The following is a 15514-nucleotide window of genomic DNA, read 5'->3' on the forward strand; positions in this document are numbered from 1 at the left end:
GTTGTATGGAGGTCTCTTCTTGGCTTTTTCTGTTTTTTTGATAACCCTTTTGCCAAAATAAGATTAAGCTTAGAAGAAGGGGGGATTCGACATGAGTGGGCCGGAGATGTTTAAGGTCATTCGGGTGATCGGCAACAACGTCGTTTTGGTGCACGGCGGCGGGATGAAAGAAATCGAATATGTAATACTTGGCAAAGGAATCGGCTTCGGCACGAAAGTGGGCGGGACGATCGCCTCGGATGATCATCGCATTGAGAAGCTGTTCAAGCTTGAGGACCAGGAGCAGTTAAATGAGTATCGCCTGCTGGAGGAATTTGATCCAAAAGTGCTGGAGATCACCGATGAAATTTTGAACAGTATCAGCAAAGAATTTCCGGGCAAGCTGAATGACAAGGTATATCTTGCGCTTCCGAGCCATATCCAATTTACGATTTACCGGATTCGGAAAGGGATGGATATTATCAACCCGTTCCTCGAAGAGACGAAGATCAGCTTTCCCAGGGAATATGAAATTGCGTTGAAGGCAGCGGACATGATCGGCCAAGCGTTTGGTATCGAAGTACCCGAGGATGAAGTGGGATTTTTGACGTATCACGTTTATTCCGCCGTCAGCCACGTTCCGGTAGGACAATTGGTCAAGGCATCCAATATGGTAGGACGGCTTATCGAAATCATCGAGCGAGAACGCGGCGTTGCCTTTGAAAGCGGTAGCATGGATCATGTCCGGCTGCTGATGCATCTGCGATTTTCGGTGGACCGGATCCTGAATCATTCGGTGAATGTAGACAATCCGTTCGCGGATCAGATTAAAAGCCAATTCATCAGCGAGTACAAGCTTGCGAGACAGCTGGCGGGCGAGATGGAGCAGGATTTGGGCAGGATCGTACCGGAGGCGGAGGTATGCTTCTTGGCTATGCATCTATATCGCCTATTTCGCGGACGCACACAAAATAAATAGTAGTGGATCAAGGAGGAATCATCATGTTTGAACGCTTTAAAAAGAAATCCACAAAAGTGGTAAAGGTTCAATCTCCACTAACAGGTAAAGCCATCCCTCTTTCCGAGGTACCGGATGAGGCATTTGCCGCAGGATATATGGGCCAGGGAATCGCAATTGAGCCATCCGAAGGGCGTCTGACTGCTCCTTTTGACGGCACAGTTGCCCATGTCATTAGAACCAAGCATGCTATTATGTTGGAGGAAACAGCGACCGGTCTCCAATACCTGTTCCATATCGGCATCAACACTGTAGGCTTGAAAGGAGAAGGCTATACAAGCCATGTGGAGGCGGGGGATGCGGTTCGAGCAGGCCAAACGCTAATTGAATTCGATATTGAAGCTATTAAGTCCGCTGGTTATCCCGTCGTCACGCCGGTTATCGTAACCAATGCCGCTGAGTTGGCCTCATCCGTTGAGGGACATACCGGAAATGTGACTGCAGGCAGCGATTACGTTCTAAGTATTACTCTAAGTTCCTAAATAACATTTTTTGTTATTGACAATAGGATAGGGCTGAATTAATATAACAACATCAAATGAATACGTTTTAAGGCGTGTTACCATGAATGTGGGCATGAGCCAAGAAGACATGACTAATGTAGTCATTGTTATTCTTGGCTTTTTTTGTTGAATTCCCCGAAGCGGTTTTTCATTTCTGGCGGCCAGGGAAGAAAAGCAGGTGCCTACCCGGTACATATTGTAAACGTTTTCATGGTTAGGGCTAAGAGCAGTGCTAAATTATTGAGTCGAAAGGATGATTCGAATGCTGGCTAAATTACAAAGGCTGGGCAAGTCTCTTATGCTGCCGGTGGCTACATTGCCTGCGGCAGGTATTCTGCAGGGGCTTGGGATGATCGACTATCAAAATGATATTCCGTTAGGGGTTGTCGGAAGTTTCCTCAATCAGTTTGTTACACCGTTTATGACCTCTGGCGCGCTTGCGATTCTGGACAATTTGCCATTTATCTTTGCGATCGGTGTTGCGATCGGTTTTGCCGGAGATGCTGTTGCTGCTTTATCGGCATTTATCGGGTATATGGTATTCACGAAAGTGCTCGCTCAAGTTCCGCTGCAAATGCCGTTCATACCGGATGACGTGAAGCTGAATATGGGTGTGCTGGGCGGTTTCTTTGTCGGTTTATGGACCGCTTTCCTGTACAACAAATACCACAATATCAAGCTGCCAGATTGGCTCGGTTTCTTCGCTGGTAAGCGATTCGTGCCGATTATCACCGCCGCCTCCACGATGGTGCTTGCGGTTCTGATCGGTATGGTATGGAGTCCAATTCAAGACGTGATTGCCGATTTCGGCAACTGGGTTGTGGGACTAGGCGGCATCGGATCGTTCATATTCGGAACTGCCAACCGCCTGTTGATCCCACTCGGTCTGCATCACGTGCTGAATTCTATCGCCTGGTTCCAGATCGGTGATTACACCAACGCTGCCGGCGAAGTCGTTCACGGTGACCTGTGGCGCTTCTTTGCTGGAGACCCGTCAGCTGGAATGTTCATGTCCGGTTTCTTCCCGATCATGATGTTTGCGATGCCTGCGGCGGCCCTGGCCATTATTCACACGGCTAAGCCGTCCAAGCGCAAGTTCGTTGCTTCCATCTTTTTGGGTTCGGCTCTTGCTTCATTTTTGACGGGGATTACCGAGCCGCTTGAGTTCGCGTTCATGTTCGTCGCCCCGGTATTATATGTGGTTCACGCAGTTCTGACGGGTCTTTCCGGCCTGATCATGTATGTGTTGGACGTACATTTAGGCTTCACGTTCTCTGCCGGCTTGATCGACTATCTGGTGAATATGAAGATGTCCAAGAACGCTTTGCTGCTCATCCCGGTAGGCTTGGCCTTTGCTGTGGTTTACTACTTCCTCTTCCGGATTCTAATCACGAAGTTGAATCTGAAAACCCCGGGACGTGAGGATGAAGATGAGACAGAGGTTTCCCCTGAAACAGGTAACGATACAGCAGTAGCAGTTGAAAGCTCTGGTGGCCCTAAATCATCAAAAGCAGCCAAGGTGCTGGACAATATTGGCGGTGCCGACAACATCGTAAGCATCGACGCATGTATTACCCGCCTGCGCTTAATTGTGAAGGACGAAACTGCGGTCAAGGACTCCGAGCTGAAAAAACTAGGCGCATCAGGAGTTATGCGTCTCGGTCAAGGAGCGGTTCAGGTTGTCTTTGGCCCCCAGGCGGAATCCATTAAAGATGAAATCAAAAAAATGATATAGAAAAGGCGAAAAGCGGGCGTTTGCCCGCTTTTTTGTTCCTTATTCTTTTTATCCCGAAACTTTGGGAGGCGGTCTATGGTGATGATGCTGGAATCCATAGTCTTTTACCTTAAATGTGAAGTTGCATGTAATGTTTAATTTCGAATACTCCTCTCTCCAGTTCATTTCCTTCCAGTCTTTGTAGCTCATGCTGTTTCGAACAAAATTCCCAACGCCGAGGCTATCGGCCTTTAACTCTTGAAGTTTCTTAATAATCTGATTCCCTCGCCGGGTCATTTCTTCAGAAACCTTTCGCTCAAAATCTTGCAAATCTCCATCGTTGCTAAGGTCTAATTCACCCGGATAATCAACTACCGATGCTTTTACTTTAAGATGGAGCCTGATCTCGGGGGAGCCTGGATTTGTACGTACTAATTTAACCTTTCTTTTGCTTTGTAGGGAATCGAAGAAGACCGATACGTTCTTGTCTGATTCTTCAGTTAAATTTACGGTGAACTCACCCCTTTTGAAGCTTCTATAGAGGCAAGTAAATATGGTTCCTTCTTCTGAATTTATTTCACCCACATACTTATCATCACGAAATAGCCCGATCCCCTGAACAGCTATGCTGTCTGTTTCACTTCTGATAGTTGGTGCAATTGGATCCTGTCCGTCATTGTAATAGTCTCTTAAAAAGGAATAAAGCGTAGTTTTCGGGATGATATGCTCGCCTGATTCTCTTGCAATAATCCCGTCGATGTATTTGCCCGTTCGGGGAAAAGACCCGTAATTTTTGCTCAGTAAGCTTGCAGCATCCCCGTCCACGATGACAATTTTCACCGTTTCGGACACGGTAGGGTCTCGGTAAAATGAACCAATACTATCCCAGATCCCTTGCTCTGCTTGTGATCGGCCAAATAGAATGATACGTAATTGTCCTCTGACTAACTTCAGATTCGTCTGTCTGGCCAGTTTCATTTGGCCGACCTTACTGCTGATTGCCTCCGTCTGCAGAAATTCCCGGCCCTCTTTGATTTCAGGGTTAGCAATTGGTACACTGACTGCAATTTTTAGCTGTCCATCGGGTAACAGGTCTTGCGAGGTAGATTGCACAAACCCGATTTTATCAATAATTCGTTCATCGGAGCCACAACCGCAAAGTAGCACTACAGCTACGAGTACCCATAGTTGATGCCTGTTCAAGTAATTTCACCTCTTATTCTTTGTGTCAGCAGCAAGATAATCAAAAGAACAGGTAACACAATAGCGACACCCGTTGACAGATACCCGAAATTGCTGGACCAATGTATAACTTCTATGAGTGTATCTGGAATTAGTGCGATGCCGAAGACCGCTATAACTAAAAATAAAGCCAAGAGATTCTTGGGAGCACGAATCATCGTGTGAGTCGTCGTTTCCAATGCTGCCCATAAATACATACCTGCGGTGATTAAAATGGAGAAAAGGAAGAAACCATAAAATAAATTTTCCGTACCTTGAACAAATATGCAACTGAATATAAGCAAGGATGTTGAGGATTGGAAATTGTAGGGTGCTTAAATGCTTATAACCATAAAATCCGAAAGTGATAAAACAAACATAGATGTATACTATAACAACCATTGAATTGCTAACTAACAGGGATTTAATCAGCTTGGTCTTCCGGTTAATATAAGGAAAAAGCAATAAACCAACCTCAAACCCAATGAAATTAAAGTATAGATTTAACGCACCAGATGCTGACATATGATGATCGCGAAACACAAACGTGGTTAAACGTGCCCATTCGAAATCTTTGAAGTAATATAGCATTAATAAAAGCAACGGAACCGTTAGCCAGTAGAAGATTGTAGCGGCTTTTGCGATATTATATAGCCCTTTAATAATGAGAAAGAAAAGTAATATATCTACAATGAATTTGAAAATTGTCGGATTCGCAGTTGGATAAGCTACCATTTGAAATACAATAATATAATATTTTGCGATCAGGCACCCGGTTACTGACCATATCCCGATCAATACCCAATAGAGGAGATATAGAATGAATTTAGAAAGTGACTGCTCCAGGATTTGGAATATTGATCTCCCTTGTCCAAGACGGTAAACCATCGCAACTAACAATATATTCAAGGTGGAAAGTAAAAAGGCAATAGGCAGCATCAACCATCCGTTGGTACCAAATTGTTCAGCTAACAACCGGGGAAGAGTGAACAAACCCATACCTATTTGGGTCATATAAATTAGGATGGTTGCATGGAATGGTGAAAGTTTTTCTGTCATGTCCGCCTCTCCTTATTTCTTCATTTTATTCCGGACGGGATTAGGCGACTTGCTTTGTGTTGGTCTCTCAACCAAAAATCTGAAAGGAGCGATAATAAATGTGTCCTTCCAATCATTAAGTTTGAATGGGGCGACGGGCGTCAAATAGGATGTGCCTAGACTGGTAAGTCCACTCATGTGAATCACGATAGCCCCAATTCCAGCGACAATTCCAAAATTCCCCCATAATCCTGCCAAAATAATAAGGAAGAAGCGCAGCAGTCGAACTGAAGCGCTCATGATATATACCGGGGTCACGAACGAAGCGATCGCAGAAGACGCCACTGCTATGATGAGAATATTACTGGTCAGACCCGCCTGAACGGCAGCTTGCCCGATTACGATTCCCCCCACGATACCGATAGTTTGACCAATCTTGGTAGGCAGTCGGGCTCCTGCCTCTCGAAGCAACTCAATTGTAATCTCCAGGAAAAGTGCTTCGTAAAGAGGAGGGAAAGGCACCTTATTTCTGGATTCCGTCAAGGTAAGAAGCAAATTCTCCGGTATCATTTCATAATGAAATGTTGTCACAGATACATAGATCGCTGTAAATACAAGGGTAATAACAAGCGCCAAAAATCTTAAAAGTCGAATTGCACTGCCAAGCAGCCAGCGCTGGTAGTAATCATCGGAAGAGGAAACAAACTCGAAGAAGGAGGATGGGGCACTAAAGAGGCTCGGGCTCCCATTCAGCATGCCTACAACTCTACCCGCCACGAGCTTTGAGGCGATCGCATCCGGCCGCTCTGTCGTAAGAAATTGCGGGAAAATGGAGTAAGGGGAGTCATCAATATATTGAAGCAGCATGTTCGTATCGAATACGGAGTCAATTTCAATATTAGATACACGGTACTTGATCTTCTCCACATAATCCATGTTCACCAGATCTTTAATATATAAAAGATAGAAATCTGTTTTGGTTACTTCTCCCACAGATATTTTGACTACTTTTAAATGTGAGCTTTTGATCCTCATTCGGATCAGCGACAAGTTAGTTTCAGCCAATTCAGTAAAAGCATCATGCGGACCTGTAATTACGCTTTCGTTCTCCGATTGAGATACTGATCGAGATTGATATCCAGCAACATTAATAAGGTAAGCATCCCCTTGGAAAAATAGGGCAGCCTGTCCTGATGCGATTTCGATCACCAATAATTTATTGTCTGTGGTTAGGCTGAAGTTGGGTTGATCCAATAAACGCGGCAAATCCCTTACTTGAATATGCTCTAGAGGTTCGACAATATTTCGATAAAGACTGTTCGCATCAATCAGGGAACTACAGTAGAGCAGGTCAATTTGATTGTCTAAATAGGTGTGATGTACAAAATCGACACAGTCTCCAAATTCGGAAATGACATGTTCTAAGGTCGACTCTTTCTTCATGGAAATACTCCTTCATTTGTTACTAGCTCAGGAATTATGTTGCACCTTTTATGGGATTATATACATTTTCTTGAACAGGGTTTTGAGATCGAGGGTTGCTATCTCCAGAAGATTCTAGCACAAGACTTTAAGAATAATTTAAACTTGATCTTGTGATTATTCAGTGATAAAAAGAAGGTACTTGAGTCGCAAGATAATACAATATTATTACAGCTAGAGGGTAGTCTTAATGTTGAATATATTAGGGCTACCCTTATTGTATCTTGGGATGAGATGAATAGAGGTCAGGGGGAATACAGGAATTGGAGGGAAAAGTAAATGTTGTGCTTAGAGAGAGTTCAATATTTTGTCCGAAAAAAAGAGCAGAGTCCGTAATGGCGATCAAAATTCGGTAGAACCAAGTACTGGTATAAACATCCAAATTTCTATCCGAGGGGGTAAAACGCCATGAGGAGCCGAACGATTCTTATCGTCGACGACGAACCAAGATCGAGAGAGGGTATGAAGAAAATACTAAGGGTATGGGCAGCAGGCCAATATGAGATCCTCACGGCAAGCAGCGGGGGGGCCGCTATGCAAATTCTTGAGGAGACTCCCGTGGAACTGATGATAACGGACATACGTATGCCGGAAATTAGTGGTCTTGCTTTAGTTAGCCAACTGAGGAAGAAAAGTATGCAGCGTCAGCCATCTGTTATTCTCGTCTCCGGCTATGCCCAGTTTGAGTACGCCCAGGAAGCGCTTCGTTTGTCCGTAGTGGACTATTTATTGAAGCCGATCGGCCGGGAAAAGCTGATTGCCTCTGTGGAGGATGCCCTGAAGGTCGTGGAAGAGCAGGATGATATCGTCTACATGCGAAAGATGGCCGATCCGAAATTGATGGCTATTAGGGATGAAGAAGCCGTATTAAGCGATCCGATCCGCAAGGCGATACACTATGTGGATATGCATCTAGAGGAGGCGATTAGCCAGCAAGAAGTTGCTGCGCATGTACATTTGAACGGGAGCTATTTCAGTTCGCTTTTCAAAGAACAATGCCAAATGAATTTTAGCGAATACGTTACCCGCAGAAAGTTGCAGAAAGCGAAGGAATTGCTGCTGAAAACGAATCTGACCATAGTAGAAGTCGCATGCCGTACCGGTTATCAGAGAGTCAAATATTTTAATAAGCTGTTCAAGGAATACGAAGGAATGAGTCCGGGCCAGTATCGATCCATGAGGAACGGAATGGAAGCCCAAATTCAATAATGGCTCGACAAGGGGATTTACCATGAGAATCGCATCCAGTTTTGCAACCGCTTGCAAAGGTACCCCCTAAAATGGTGAAGCTATGGTCATGACCGTACCAAAACCCAAAAAAAGGAGGAACCTTTCCTAAAAAGCGATCCCTTATGTCTTAGGACTAGAGGCTCTATAATATGAATGCGGTTACATATAACCGAAGAATAAAAACAAAAGGGGAGGCAAAGTATGAAAAAAATGAAACGTGTTTTAGTGGGACTTTCTTTAATGCTCGTCATGTCGTCTGTTCTCGCTGCATGTGGTAGCGGAAGCTCAAAGGAACCCAACTCACCAAACAATACGGCCCCAACAACTAACAATGGTTCGGCTCCAAAAGGCGGAGACAGTCCGAAAGTCACTATCAATCTCTGGAGCTTCACGGATGAGATTCCAAACATGACTAAGAAATACTTGGAGACTCATCCTGACGCGAATGTGGAATTCAAAACTACGATTATAGCAACTACCGATGGCGCTTATCAGCCGGCTCTTGACCAGGCTTTGGCCGCTGGCGGTAAAGATGCCCCGGACATTTATGCAGCTGAAGCTGCGTTCGTGCTCAAATATACACAAGGCGACGCTTCGACTTACGCCGCCAACTACGCGGACCTGGGCCTGAGTGACCAAATGGTTATGGACGCTGGGATCGCTCAATACTCCGTCGATATCGGCAGCAAAGACGGCGAACTGAAAGGCCTTGGTTATCAAGCAACCGGCGGAGCCTTTATCTATCGTCGCTCCCTTGCAAAAGATACTTTTGGAACAGATGATCCAGCCACAATCAAAAATGAAATTGGCCCTGGTTGGAATAAATTCTTCGAGGCAGCTGCGAAGCTAAAAGCCAAAGGCTACGGTATCGTATCTGGTGACGGCGATATGTGGCATGCGATCGAGAACAGTTCTGACAAGGGTTGGATTGTTGATGGAAAGCTTCATATCGACCCGAAGCGGGAAGAGTTCCTTGATCTTTCCAAGAAGCTGAAAGACAATGGCTATCATAATGATACGCAAGACTGGCAGGAAGCATGGTTTGCGGATATGTCCGGCACTGGTACTCAACCGGTATTTGGTTTCTTCGGTCCAGCATGGCTCATCAACTACGTCATGAACGATCAAGTCAAAGATACTAAGGGCGACTGGGCTGTTACTGAGCCGCCAACAGGTTTCTTCTGGGGTGGTACATGGCTGCTAGCCAACAATGAGGTTACTAAGGACGAGGCCAAGAAGGCAGCAGTTGCAGACTTTATTAAATGGGTTACGCTTGATACATCTGATACAGGCCTTCAACATTTCTGGGCTAACGGTACGATGAAGGACGGTGAGCAAGGTACGAAGGACAGCGTTGCATCCTCCGTCGTCATGTCGAAGTCCAACGGCGAAATTGAACTGCTCGGCGGACAGAACATGTTTGACGTGTTCGTTCCAGCTAACGCTAATGCTTCTGGTAAGAACTTGACTCAATTCGACGAGTCGATCAATATGCTCTGGCGCGACCAAGTACGTGAGTACACCTCAGGCAACAAGGACCGTGAAAGCGCGATTAAAACCTTCAAACAGCAGGTCAAAGACCAGCTTGACATTGATAGCGAATAAGAAGGAGCGGAAGGGGCGGGGGAGTTCCCCCGCCCCTTCATATCAACTAGTGAGGTGAGAGCATGCGCCGGAAAGTTGTCAATTATTCAAAATATGGTTATTATTTTACCTTTCCGTTTGTGGTTGCATTTCTAATTTTCTCTTTGTATCCCATTTTATACACCTTAGTTATCGGGTTCACAGATATGAAAGGATTAGTTCCAAAACCAATCCAAATTCTCGATAATCCATTTCAGAACTTCAAAGATCTTCTTTTTGATAATCCCTCGTTCAGGAAGTCTCTGTTCAATACGGGCCTGCTCTGGATTGTCAACTTCATCCCTCAGATCGGTCTCGCGCTTTTGCTCACGGCATGGTTCACGAACCAGCGCCTTAAAGTGAAGGGGCAAGGCTTATTTAAGGTTCTGTTCTATATGCCTAACATTATTACTGCAAGTACGATCGCCGTACTTTTTAGCACGATGTTCGCCTATCCGATGGGTCCGATCAACAGTTTATTTCAGTCGCTGGGATGGGCCGACGCTCCGATCTATTTCCTCCAGGACAAGACGACAGCACGTGGCATTGTGTCGTTCATCCAGTTCTGGATGTGGTACGGCAACACATTGATCATCCTTATCGCAGGCGTTATGGGTATAAATCCCGCTTTATTCGAGTCTGCGGCGATCGACGGCGCGAGCGGAGTTCAAACCTTTTTCCGCATTACCCTGCCGAGCCTGCGTACAATATTGCTGTTTACGCTGATTACATCCATGGTCGGCGGTTTAACGATGTTCGATATTCCGCAGTTGTTCCTTATGGGTGGACCAGACGATTCCACGCTCACTACAACCATGTTCATCTATGGGCAAGCGTTTAAGGGCAGCTATTTATATAATCGCGCTGCAGCGGCGAGTATGATCCTGTTTGTGATCGCAGCGATCTTGTCTGGATTACTATTCTACTTAATGCGTGACCGTGATGCGGCTAAGTTGAGAAAAGCAGAAAAGAAATATAAACAATCTGCCCGTGCAGCAGTAGAGAGAGAGGTGTAAAACATGGAGAAAACTCAGAAAAGCGGAACTGCCGGTCTAACGATTACCAGGGCAATCATTTATGTTGTCTGTATTTTTCTGGCGATTCTCAGCATCTTTCCGTTTTGGATCATGTTTGTAAACGCCACACGTTCTACAGCTGAAATCCAAAGCGGTCTTTCCCTGCTTCCTTCCACTCATCTTATGACCAACTTGCGAGTGCTGCTCGACAAGAGCTTTGATCCTATTCAAGGATTTCTGAATTCGTTCATCATCTCCAGTTCAGCAACCATCTTGACGGTCTACTTCTCTTCTTTAGCGGCCTATGGGCTAGTGACCTATAATTGGAAGCTGCGCAACGCGTTCTTTACTTTTATCTTGTGCGTGATGATGATTCCTGCTCAGGCAAGCGCGATCGGATTCTATCAGTTCATGTATAAACTGCATTGGACGAACAACTTCCTTCCGCTGATACTGCCTGCGATAGCAGCGCCCGCTGTGGTGTTCTTCATGCGCCAATACTTGCTAGCAACGCTATCGATAGAAATTGTAGAAGCGGCGCGTGTAGACGGATCTGGCGAATTTAAAACATTTAACCGGATCATCATGCCGTTGATGATACCAGCAGTAGCAACGCAGGCTATCTTTGCCTTTGTGGCCAACTGGAACAACCTGTTTATGCCGCTCATTTTGCTGACCAAAAAAGAGATGTATACGATGCCGATCATGGTAAGTTTGCTTCGCGGTGATATTTACAAGACGGAGTTCGGCTCGATCTACCTGGGACTGGCCTTGACAGCATTACCGTTGTTTGTGGTTTACTTCCTGTTATCTCGGTATATTATTGCGGGGGTAGCATTGGGAGGCGTAAAAGAGTAACCCTGTCTATTAGAATCATGATGTTGGCGTGATACTGTTTATGGTGCACAGGCCAAGGGGAAGCCTTTGTTTTGAAGGCCTCTTCTTTGGCTTTTTCTGTTTTGAATACCTTTAGTCAATCTTTGATTGTTATGGATAAAGCTCGCTATTCACTCTCTTGCGTCTACCCCCGGAAGTCAAGTCATGGTATATTAACACTTTGAAGCCATTTTATCCAAAGCTACTGGACAGTCCTATAAAATGATAGCTGCAGAGCTAGCAACTAACCATTCCTTTTTAACTGAATAATGGCGAAAAATGACAAGAAGGAAAAACTGCAAAAGGCAATGTGTAAATGACAATATATGATAAAAAATTTTAGGTGTTTCCAGAATATTGAAGGTTTAAGCGGGATTATATCGAATAATATAATGAAGGATTACAACGAAGTTTTTTTATTTTAATGGCAGGGGTGCTGTAATGAGAAGGTTGTTTAAAGCCATTGTTATTTTTCTAGGATTGATATTTGCAGCCTATTGTGCATATTTGCTTGAAAGCTCTGGAGATAACAATTCATCCGGTCAAATCATTGACCAGTGGGACGTTACCTGGACGGATGAATTTGATTCAAATATGAACGAGGAGAACTTGGAAGTGCTCCAGGGTTGGACACGAATTTCATTAAATGCCCCTACGCCTGGGAGACCTAAAGGAGCAACATCTCAATGGATCAAAATTACGGTTCCAAAGCTTTTGCCGGGCTCCTCTACGATTTTAATCGATAAAATTTATGGTAAACACATCGTTGCTTTTATGAACGGTAATAAAATATATGAGTCAGTGCGTGATTATAATTATGAAATTAATAGTGTGCTCTTGCCTTTAGATGAAGTTGATTCAAATAAAACACTTTATATCGGAATCTATTCTCACAACAGAATAGGAATTCCAGATGTCATTAAAGTAGGGGCCTATCATGAGCTGATCAAAGAGTATGTCCGGGGGAATATAGCTGACTTTATATTAGGCAGCACACTTATTTTTATTGCAATTATTATGTTAGCTTGTACAGTATTTCTAAGATCTGATAACTTGATTATCTGGCTCTCTCTATGTGTGGTTTTTTTATCTAGTGGTGTAATTGTTGTAACGTACTCATCCTTTTTATATTGGCTATTTGAAGATAAAGGAAAATTATATGTTACCTTGTTTGATGCAGCATTATTTATTTTGTTGCCAGCATTCACATTTTTCTTTGAGAAGGTATTTGGTCCTGGTTATTACTCCATTATTAGAAGGTTTAGGAACTTCCAAGTTGTATATTCCATGTTTTGCGTGGTGATGGTTATTTTTCATCAGTTATCATCAGGAAAATACCACAGTATGTATAGCTTTGTTACACAAGAAGTTCTAGGGTACATTATGATTGCTCAGTTTATCTTACTTTTGAGCATCGTTACTGTTTATACATTCCAGAAGAATAAAGACGCGGTTATATTTACAACTGGATTTTTGATTTTCGCGGTACTTGGAGTTGGCGAGCTGATTTGGTTCTATTCTCAAAATGCATACTATGACCTTTTCCTATGGAAATGGGGTGTAATAAGCTTCCTGGTCTCCTTAATTATCATACTTGGCAGAAGATTTTCTGAAAACCATGAACAGGTAGTTGAGTACTCCAAGCAGCTCGAAATGTTCAATAATGAATTGCAACGTTCGGAGAAAATGGAGATTATTAGTGAAATGGCAGCTTCCGTAGCTCATGAAGTTCGGAATCCATTGCAGGTAACCAGAGGATTTATTCAATTAATGGCTGAAAAACATGAGCAAACTGAGAAGGTATATTTGAATATGGCTCTTGATGAACTTGATCGTGCATCGAATATTATCACTGACTTTCTTACTTTTGCCAAACCGGAAGTAGGGAAAGTGGCCACATTAAACTTACTTCAGGAATTTATACATATTGAAGGAATACTAGTACCAATGGCAAATTTGCAGGGAGGAAAAATATCCGTAAATATACCTGATAATTTATTGATTAAGGGAAATTCCTCTAAATTTAAGCAAGCCATTATTAATATCATCAAAAATAGTATCGAATCACTTCAAGGTGAAGGAGATATTCAAGTTTGGGGATATAAAGAAGATGGCTGGGCCTATGTTCATATCAAAGATAACGGTGAGGGAATGGATTCCGATGTGTTGGCCCGGCTTGGTGAACCCTATTTCTCCAATAAAACTAAGGGGACGGGACTCGGTCTAATGGTTACGTTCCGAATCATCGAAGTAATGCAAGGTGAAATTACCTTTTTGAGTGAAAAAGGAGTAGGCACCGAAGCAATTATTCGCTTCCCGTCAAGAGATACTTGACGGGAAGTTTTTTTGCCATGGACCTACTCGGTCGTGATCATATTTCAAACATATTTACATCCACACAGCGTTCGGCTTGATGTCACTTTTAATTACTTCCGATGGATTTGGGGGGAGTACTAGATAAAATTCGTCGGAATTTTCCTCAACTGTTTTAACCTTGATGTGATCCGGGATTATAACCCCAAGTGCCTCCTGGATTGCAGCCTTTGGGTCGGCTAGCAGTTTTGCTTTGAAACTAGGGTCTTGCCAAGCTTTCTGAATAATTTGCGTTTGAAGGAGAGCTCCTGATGTTGTCATAAAGATCACCCTTTCTCAGAAAAAATGGTTTTAAATACTTACATATTATAACATTAGTCACAGTTTTAATCTAGGAATTAGCAATTTTTTTCGACAGCCAGTACTCTAAACCACCATTCTCCAGCAATTTCCTGTCTTTTTCGATTTGCTCGGCGGCTTGGCGAATATTAAGTACCAGGAATTCATGGAAATCACAAAGATGTTGGGCATTAGAACACATAGTAAGTAGAGATTTGTGGTGAGCCTCTGCTTGCAACGCATACTTTGATAAAATGCCTTGCGTGTATATCGCTTGTTTAATCTCGTCCGGTGTAGGTCGGCGGTTCTCCGCCAAATGCTGTTTCGTTTCAATCAGCGCAATGAGACAGTTATAGCTGCCTTCCTTCAGATCCTTCTCCCAATCCATCCAATCATCCAGCATTTGCAGTGTAATAAGAACGGTATCCACGCTGTCTTCAAGTAAAGGAATCATTTTTTCCTGATTAGAGAGCAAGCAAATGGCGGCAACTGCCAGCTTGACCGGCGCTGCTTTATGGGCGACCCTTACAGGGCTCTCTAAGAAGAAATTATTGCTGTTCTCGTGAGTGACGGCATCTGCCCATTCGGCGATGTATTTCTGAAAGTAGGACCAGAACGGCGAGCCGATGGGAAAATACTTTCTGTAAATGCTCAGAAACTCAAAGTGAATCAGGTCAGCCAGGGGCAGCTGATGCTTGAACCTCGCTTCAGGATTGTCCATCAGATCATCGAGCAGGTGGTAGTACATCATCCCGAATATATTTGCTATCGCAATTTGGCGGCAATCCGCAATGGGAACTGCCGATCTCTCCTGCAGCCAGTACGGCAGAAGGTAGCAAATATAATTTTTCGAGCGGTTTTCCTTCAATACATGGAACTTGTCTAGGAAGTCACGAGCTGGTTGGCTAAAAGAGGGAGGGAGGGCAGATAACAACTTGTCCGCTGTAGCGAACGCTTCCTTCAAATCTTCTTCATAATTCGAAAGCCAGAGCAAATTTAACACCTCTCATCATAGTGGAAGCCCGGTATACCAATAACATAATTCGTTAGGCAAAGAAGACGAGAGTAATCCGGTTACTAATATTATAGCCTAAATGAAAAGTTCTAAAAATACAAATCTGTGACTTTTGATCTACAATGAAAAGCCCCGATCCGGCCAGGA

The 15514-nt window shown here is 43.9% G+C and carries 13 protein-coding genes; 8 read left to right on the top strand and 5 right to left on the bottom strand.

The genetic code is table 11. The annotated features are described in order from the left end of the window. Positions 1–91: 91 nt before the first annotated feature. The 3 genes from ACYUJT_RS17450 to ACYUJT_RS17460 all read left to right on the top strand — a co-directional run bounded on the left by ACYUJT_RS17450 (position 92) and on the right by ACYUJT_RS17460 (position 3235). Positions 92–958 carry a PRD domain-containing protein gene (locus ACYUJT_RS17450; protein ID WP_460324494.1) on the top strand — a complete coding sequence of 289 codons (867 nt, stop codon included), beginning with the start codon at positions 92–94 and terminating at the stop codon, positions 956–958. A gap of 23 nt (positions 959–981) precedes the next feature. Then, a complete protein-coding gene (locus ACYUJT_RS17455; protein WP_460324496.1) occupies positions 982–1479 on the top strand; it encodes a PTS sugar transporter subunit IIA in 498 nt (165 codons plus the stop codon). A gap of 283 nt (positions 1480–1762) precedes the next feature. Continuing rightward, entirely contained in the window at positions 1763–3235 is a 1473-nt protein-coding gene (locus ACYUJT_RS17460; RefSeq protein WP_460324498.1) for a PTS transporter subunit EIIC, read from the top strand. 48 nt (positions 3236–3283) lie between these two features. Here the strand turns inward: ACYUJT_RS17460 and ACYUJT_RS17465 are convergent, their stop codons facing one another. From ACYUJT_RS17465 to ACYUJT_RS17475, 3 genes are read right to left on the bottom strand one after another with little or no spacing between them, the layout of a single operon-like run. Then, on the bottom strand, positions 3284–4417 hold the full coding sequence (locus ACYUJT_RS17465; protein ID WP_460324500.1) for a Ger(x)C family spore germination protein: 1134 nt from the start codon (positions 4415–4417) through the stop codon (positions 3284–3286). A gap of 6 nt (positions 4418–4423) precedes the next feature. Next, entirely contained in the window at positions 4424–5494 is a 1071-nt protein-coding gene (locus tag ACYUJT_RS17470; RefSeq protein WP_460324502.1) for a GerAB/ArcD/ProY family transporter, read from the bottom strand. Between the two features lie 12 nt (positions 5495–5506). Then, positions 5507–6916, bottom strand: coding sequence for a spore germination protein (locus ACYUJT_RS17475; protein WP_460324504.1), 1410 nt, complete (start codon positions 6914–6916; stop codon positions 5507–5509). Between the two features lie 447 nt (positions 6917–7363). Between ACYUJT_RS17475 and ACYUJT_RS17480 the strand changes: the two genes are divergently transcribed. The 5 genes from ACYUJT_RS17480 (at position 7364) to ACYUJT_RS17500 (ending at position 14034) form a co-directional block, all read left to right on the top strand. Next, complete coding sequence (locus ACYUJT_RS17480; RefSeq protein WP_460324506.1) at positions 7364–8164, top strand: response regulator transcription factor; 801 nt, start codon at positions 7364–7366, stop codon at positions 8162–8164. Between the two features lie 429 nt (positions 8165–8593). Next, the gene (locus tag ACYUJT_RS17485; RefSeq protein ID WP_460324508.1) at positions 8594–9790 is read left to right on the top strand and encodes a carbohydrate ABC transporter substrate-binding protein; all 1197 of its coding nucleotides are present in this window, start codon (positions 8594–8596) and stop codon (positions 9788–9790) included. A 185-nt stretch (positions 9791–9975) separates the two neighbouring features. Continuing rightward, positions 9976–10824 carry a carbohydrate ABC transporter permease gene (locus ACYUJT_RS17490; RefSeq protein WP_460324510.1) on the top strand — a complete coding sequence of 283 codons (849 nt, stop codon included), beginning with the start codon at positions 9976–9978 and terminating at the stop codon, positions 10822–10824. A 3-nt stretch (positions 10825–10827) separates the two neighbouring features. Continuing rightward, the gene (locus ACYUJT_RS17495; RefSeq protein WP_460324512.1) at positions 10828–11682 is read left to right on the top strand and encodes a carbohydrate ABC transporter permease; all 855 of its coding nucleotides are present in this window, start codon (positions 10828–10830) and stop codon (positions 11680–11682) included. Positions 11683–12141: 459 nt separating this feature from the next. After that, entirely contained in the window at positions 12142–14034 is a 1893-nt protein-coding gene (locus ACYUJT_RS17500; protein WP_460324514.1) for an ATP-binding protein, read from the top strand. 54 nt (positions 14035–14088) lie between these two features. On the opposite strand, the gene ACYUJT_RS17505 is transcribed toward ACYUJT_RS17500, so the two are convergent. Continuing rightward, the gene (locus ACYUJT_RS17505; protein ID WP_460324516.1) at positions 14089–14334 is read right to left on the bottom strand and encodes an NHLP leader peptide family RiPP precursor; all 246 of its coding nucleotides are present in this window, start codon (positions 14332–14334) and stop codon (positions 14089–14091) included. A 70-nt stretch (positions 14335–14404) separates the two neighbouring features. After that, positions 14405–15346, bottom strand: a complete 942-nt coding sequence (locus tag ACYUJT_RS17510) for a hypothetical protein (RefSeq protein ID WP_460324518.1) — start codon at positions 15344–15346, stop codon at positions 14405–14407. Between the last annotated feature and the right edge of the window lie 168 nt (positions 15347–15514).

The organism is Paenibacillus sp. YSY-4.3 (genome assembly GCF_054767475.1).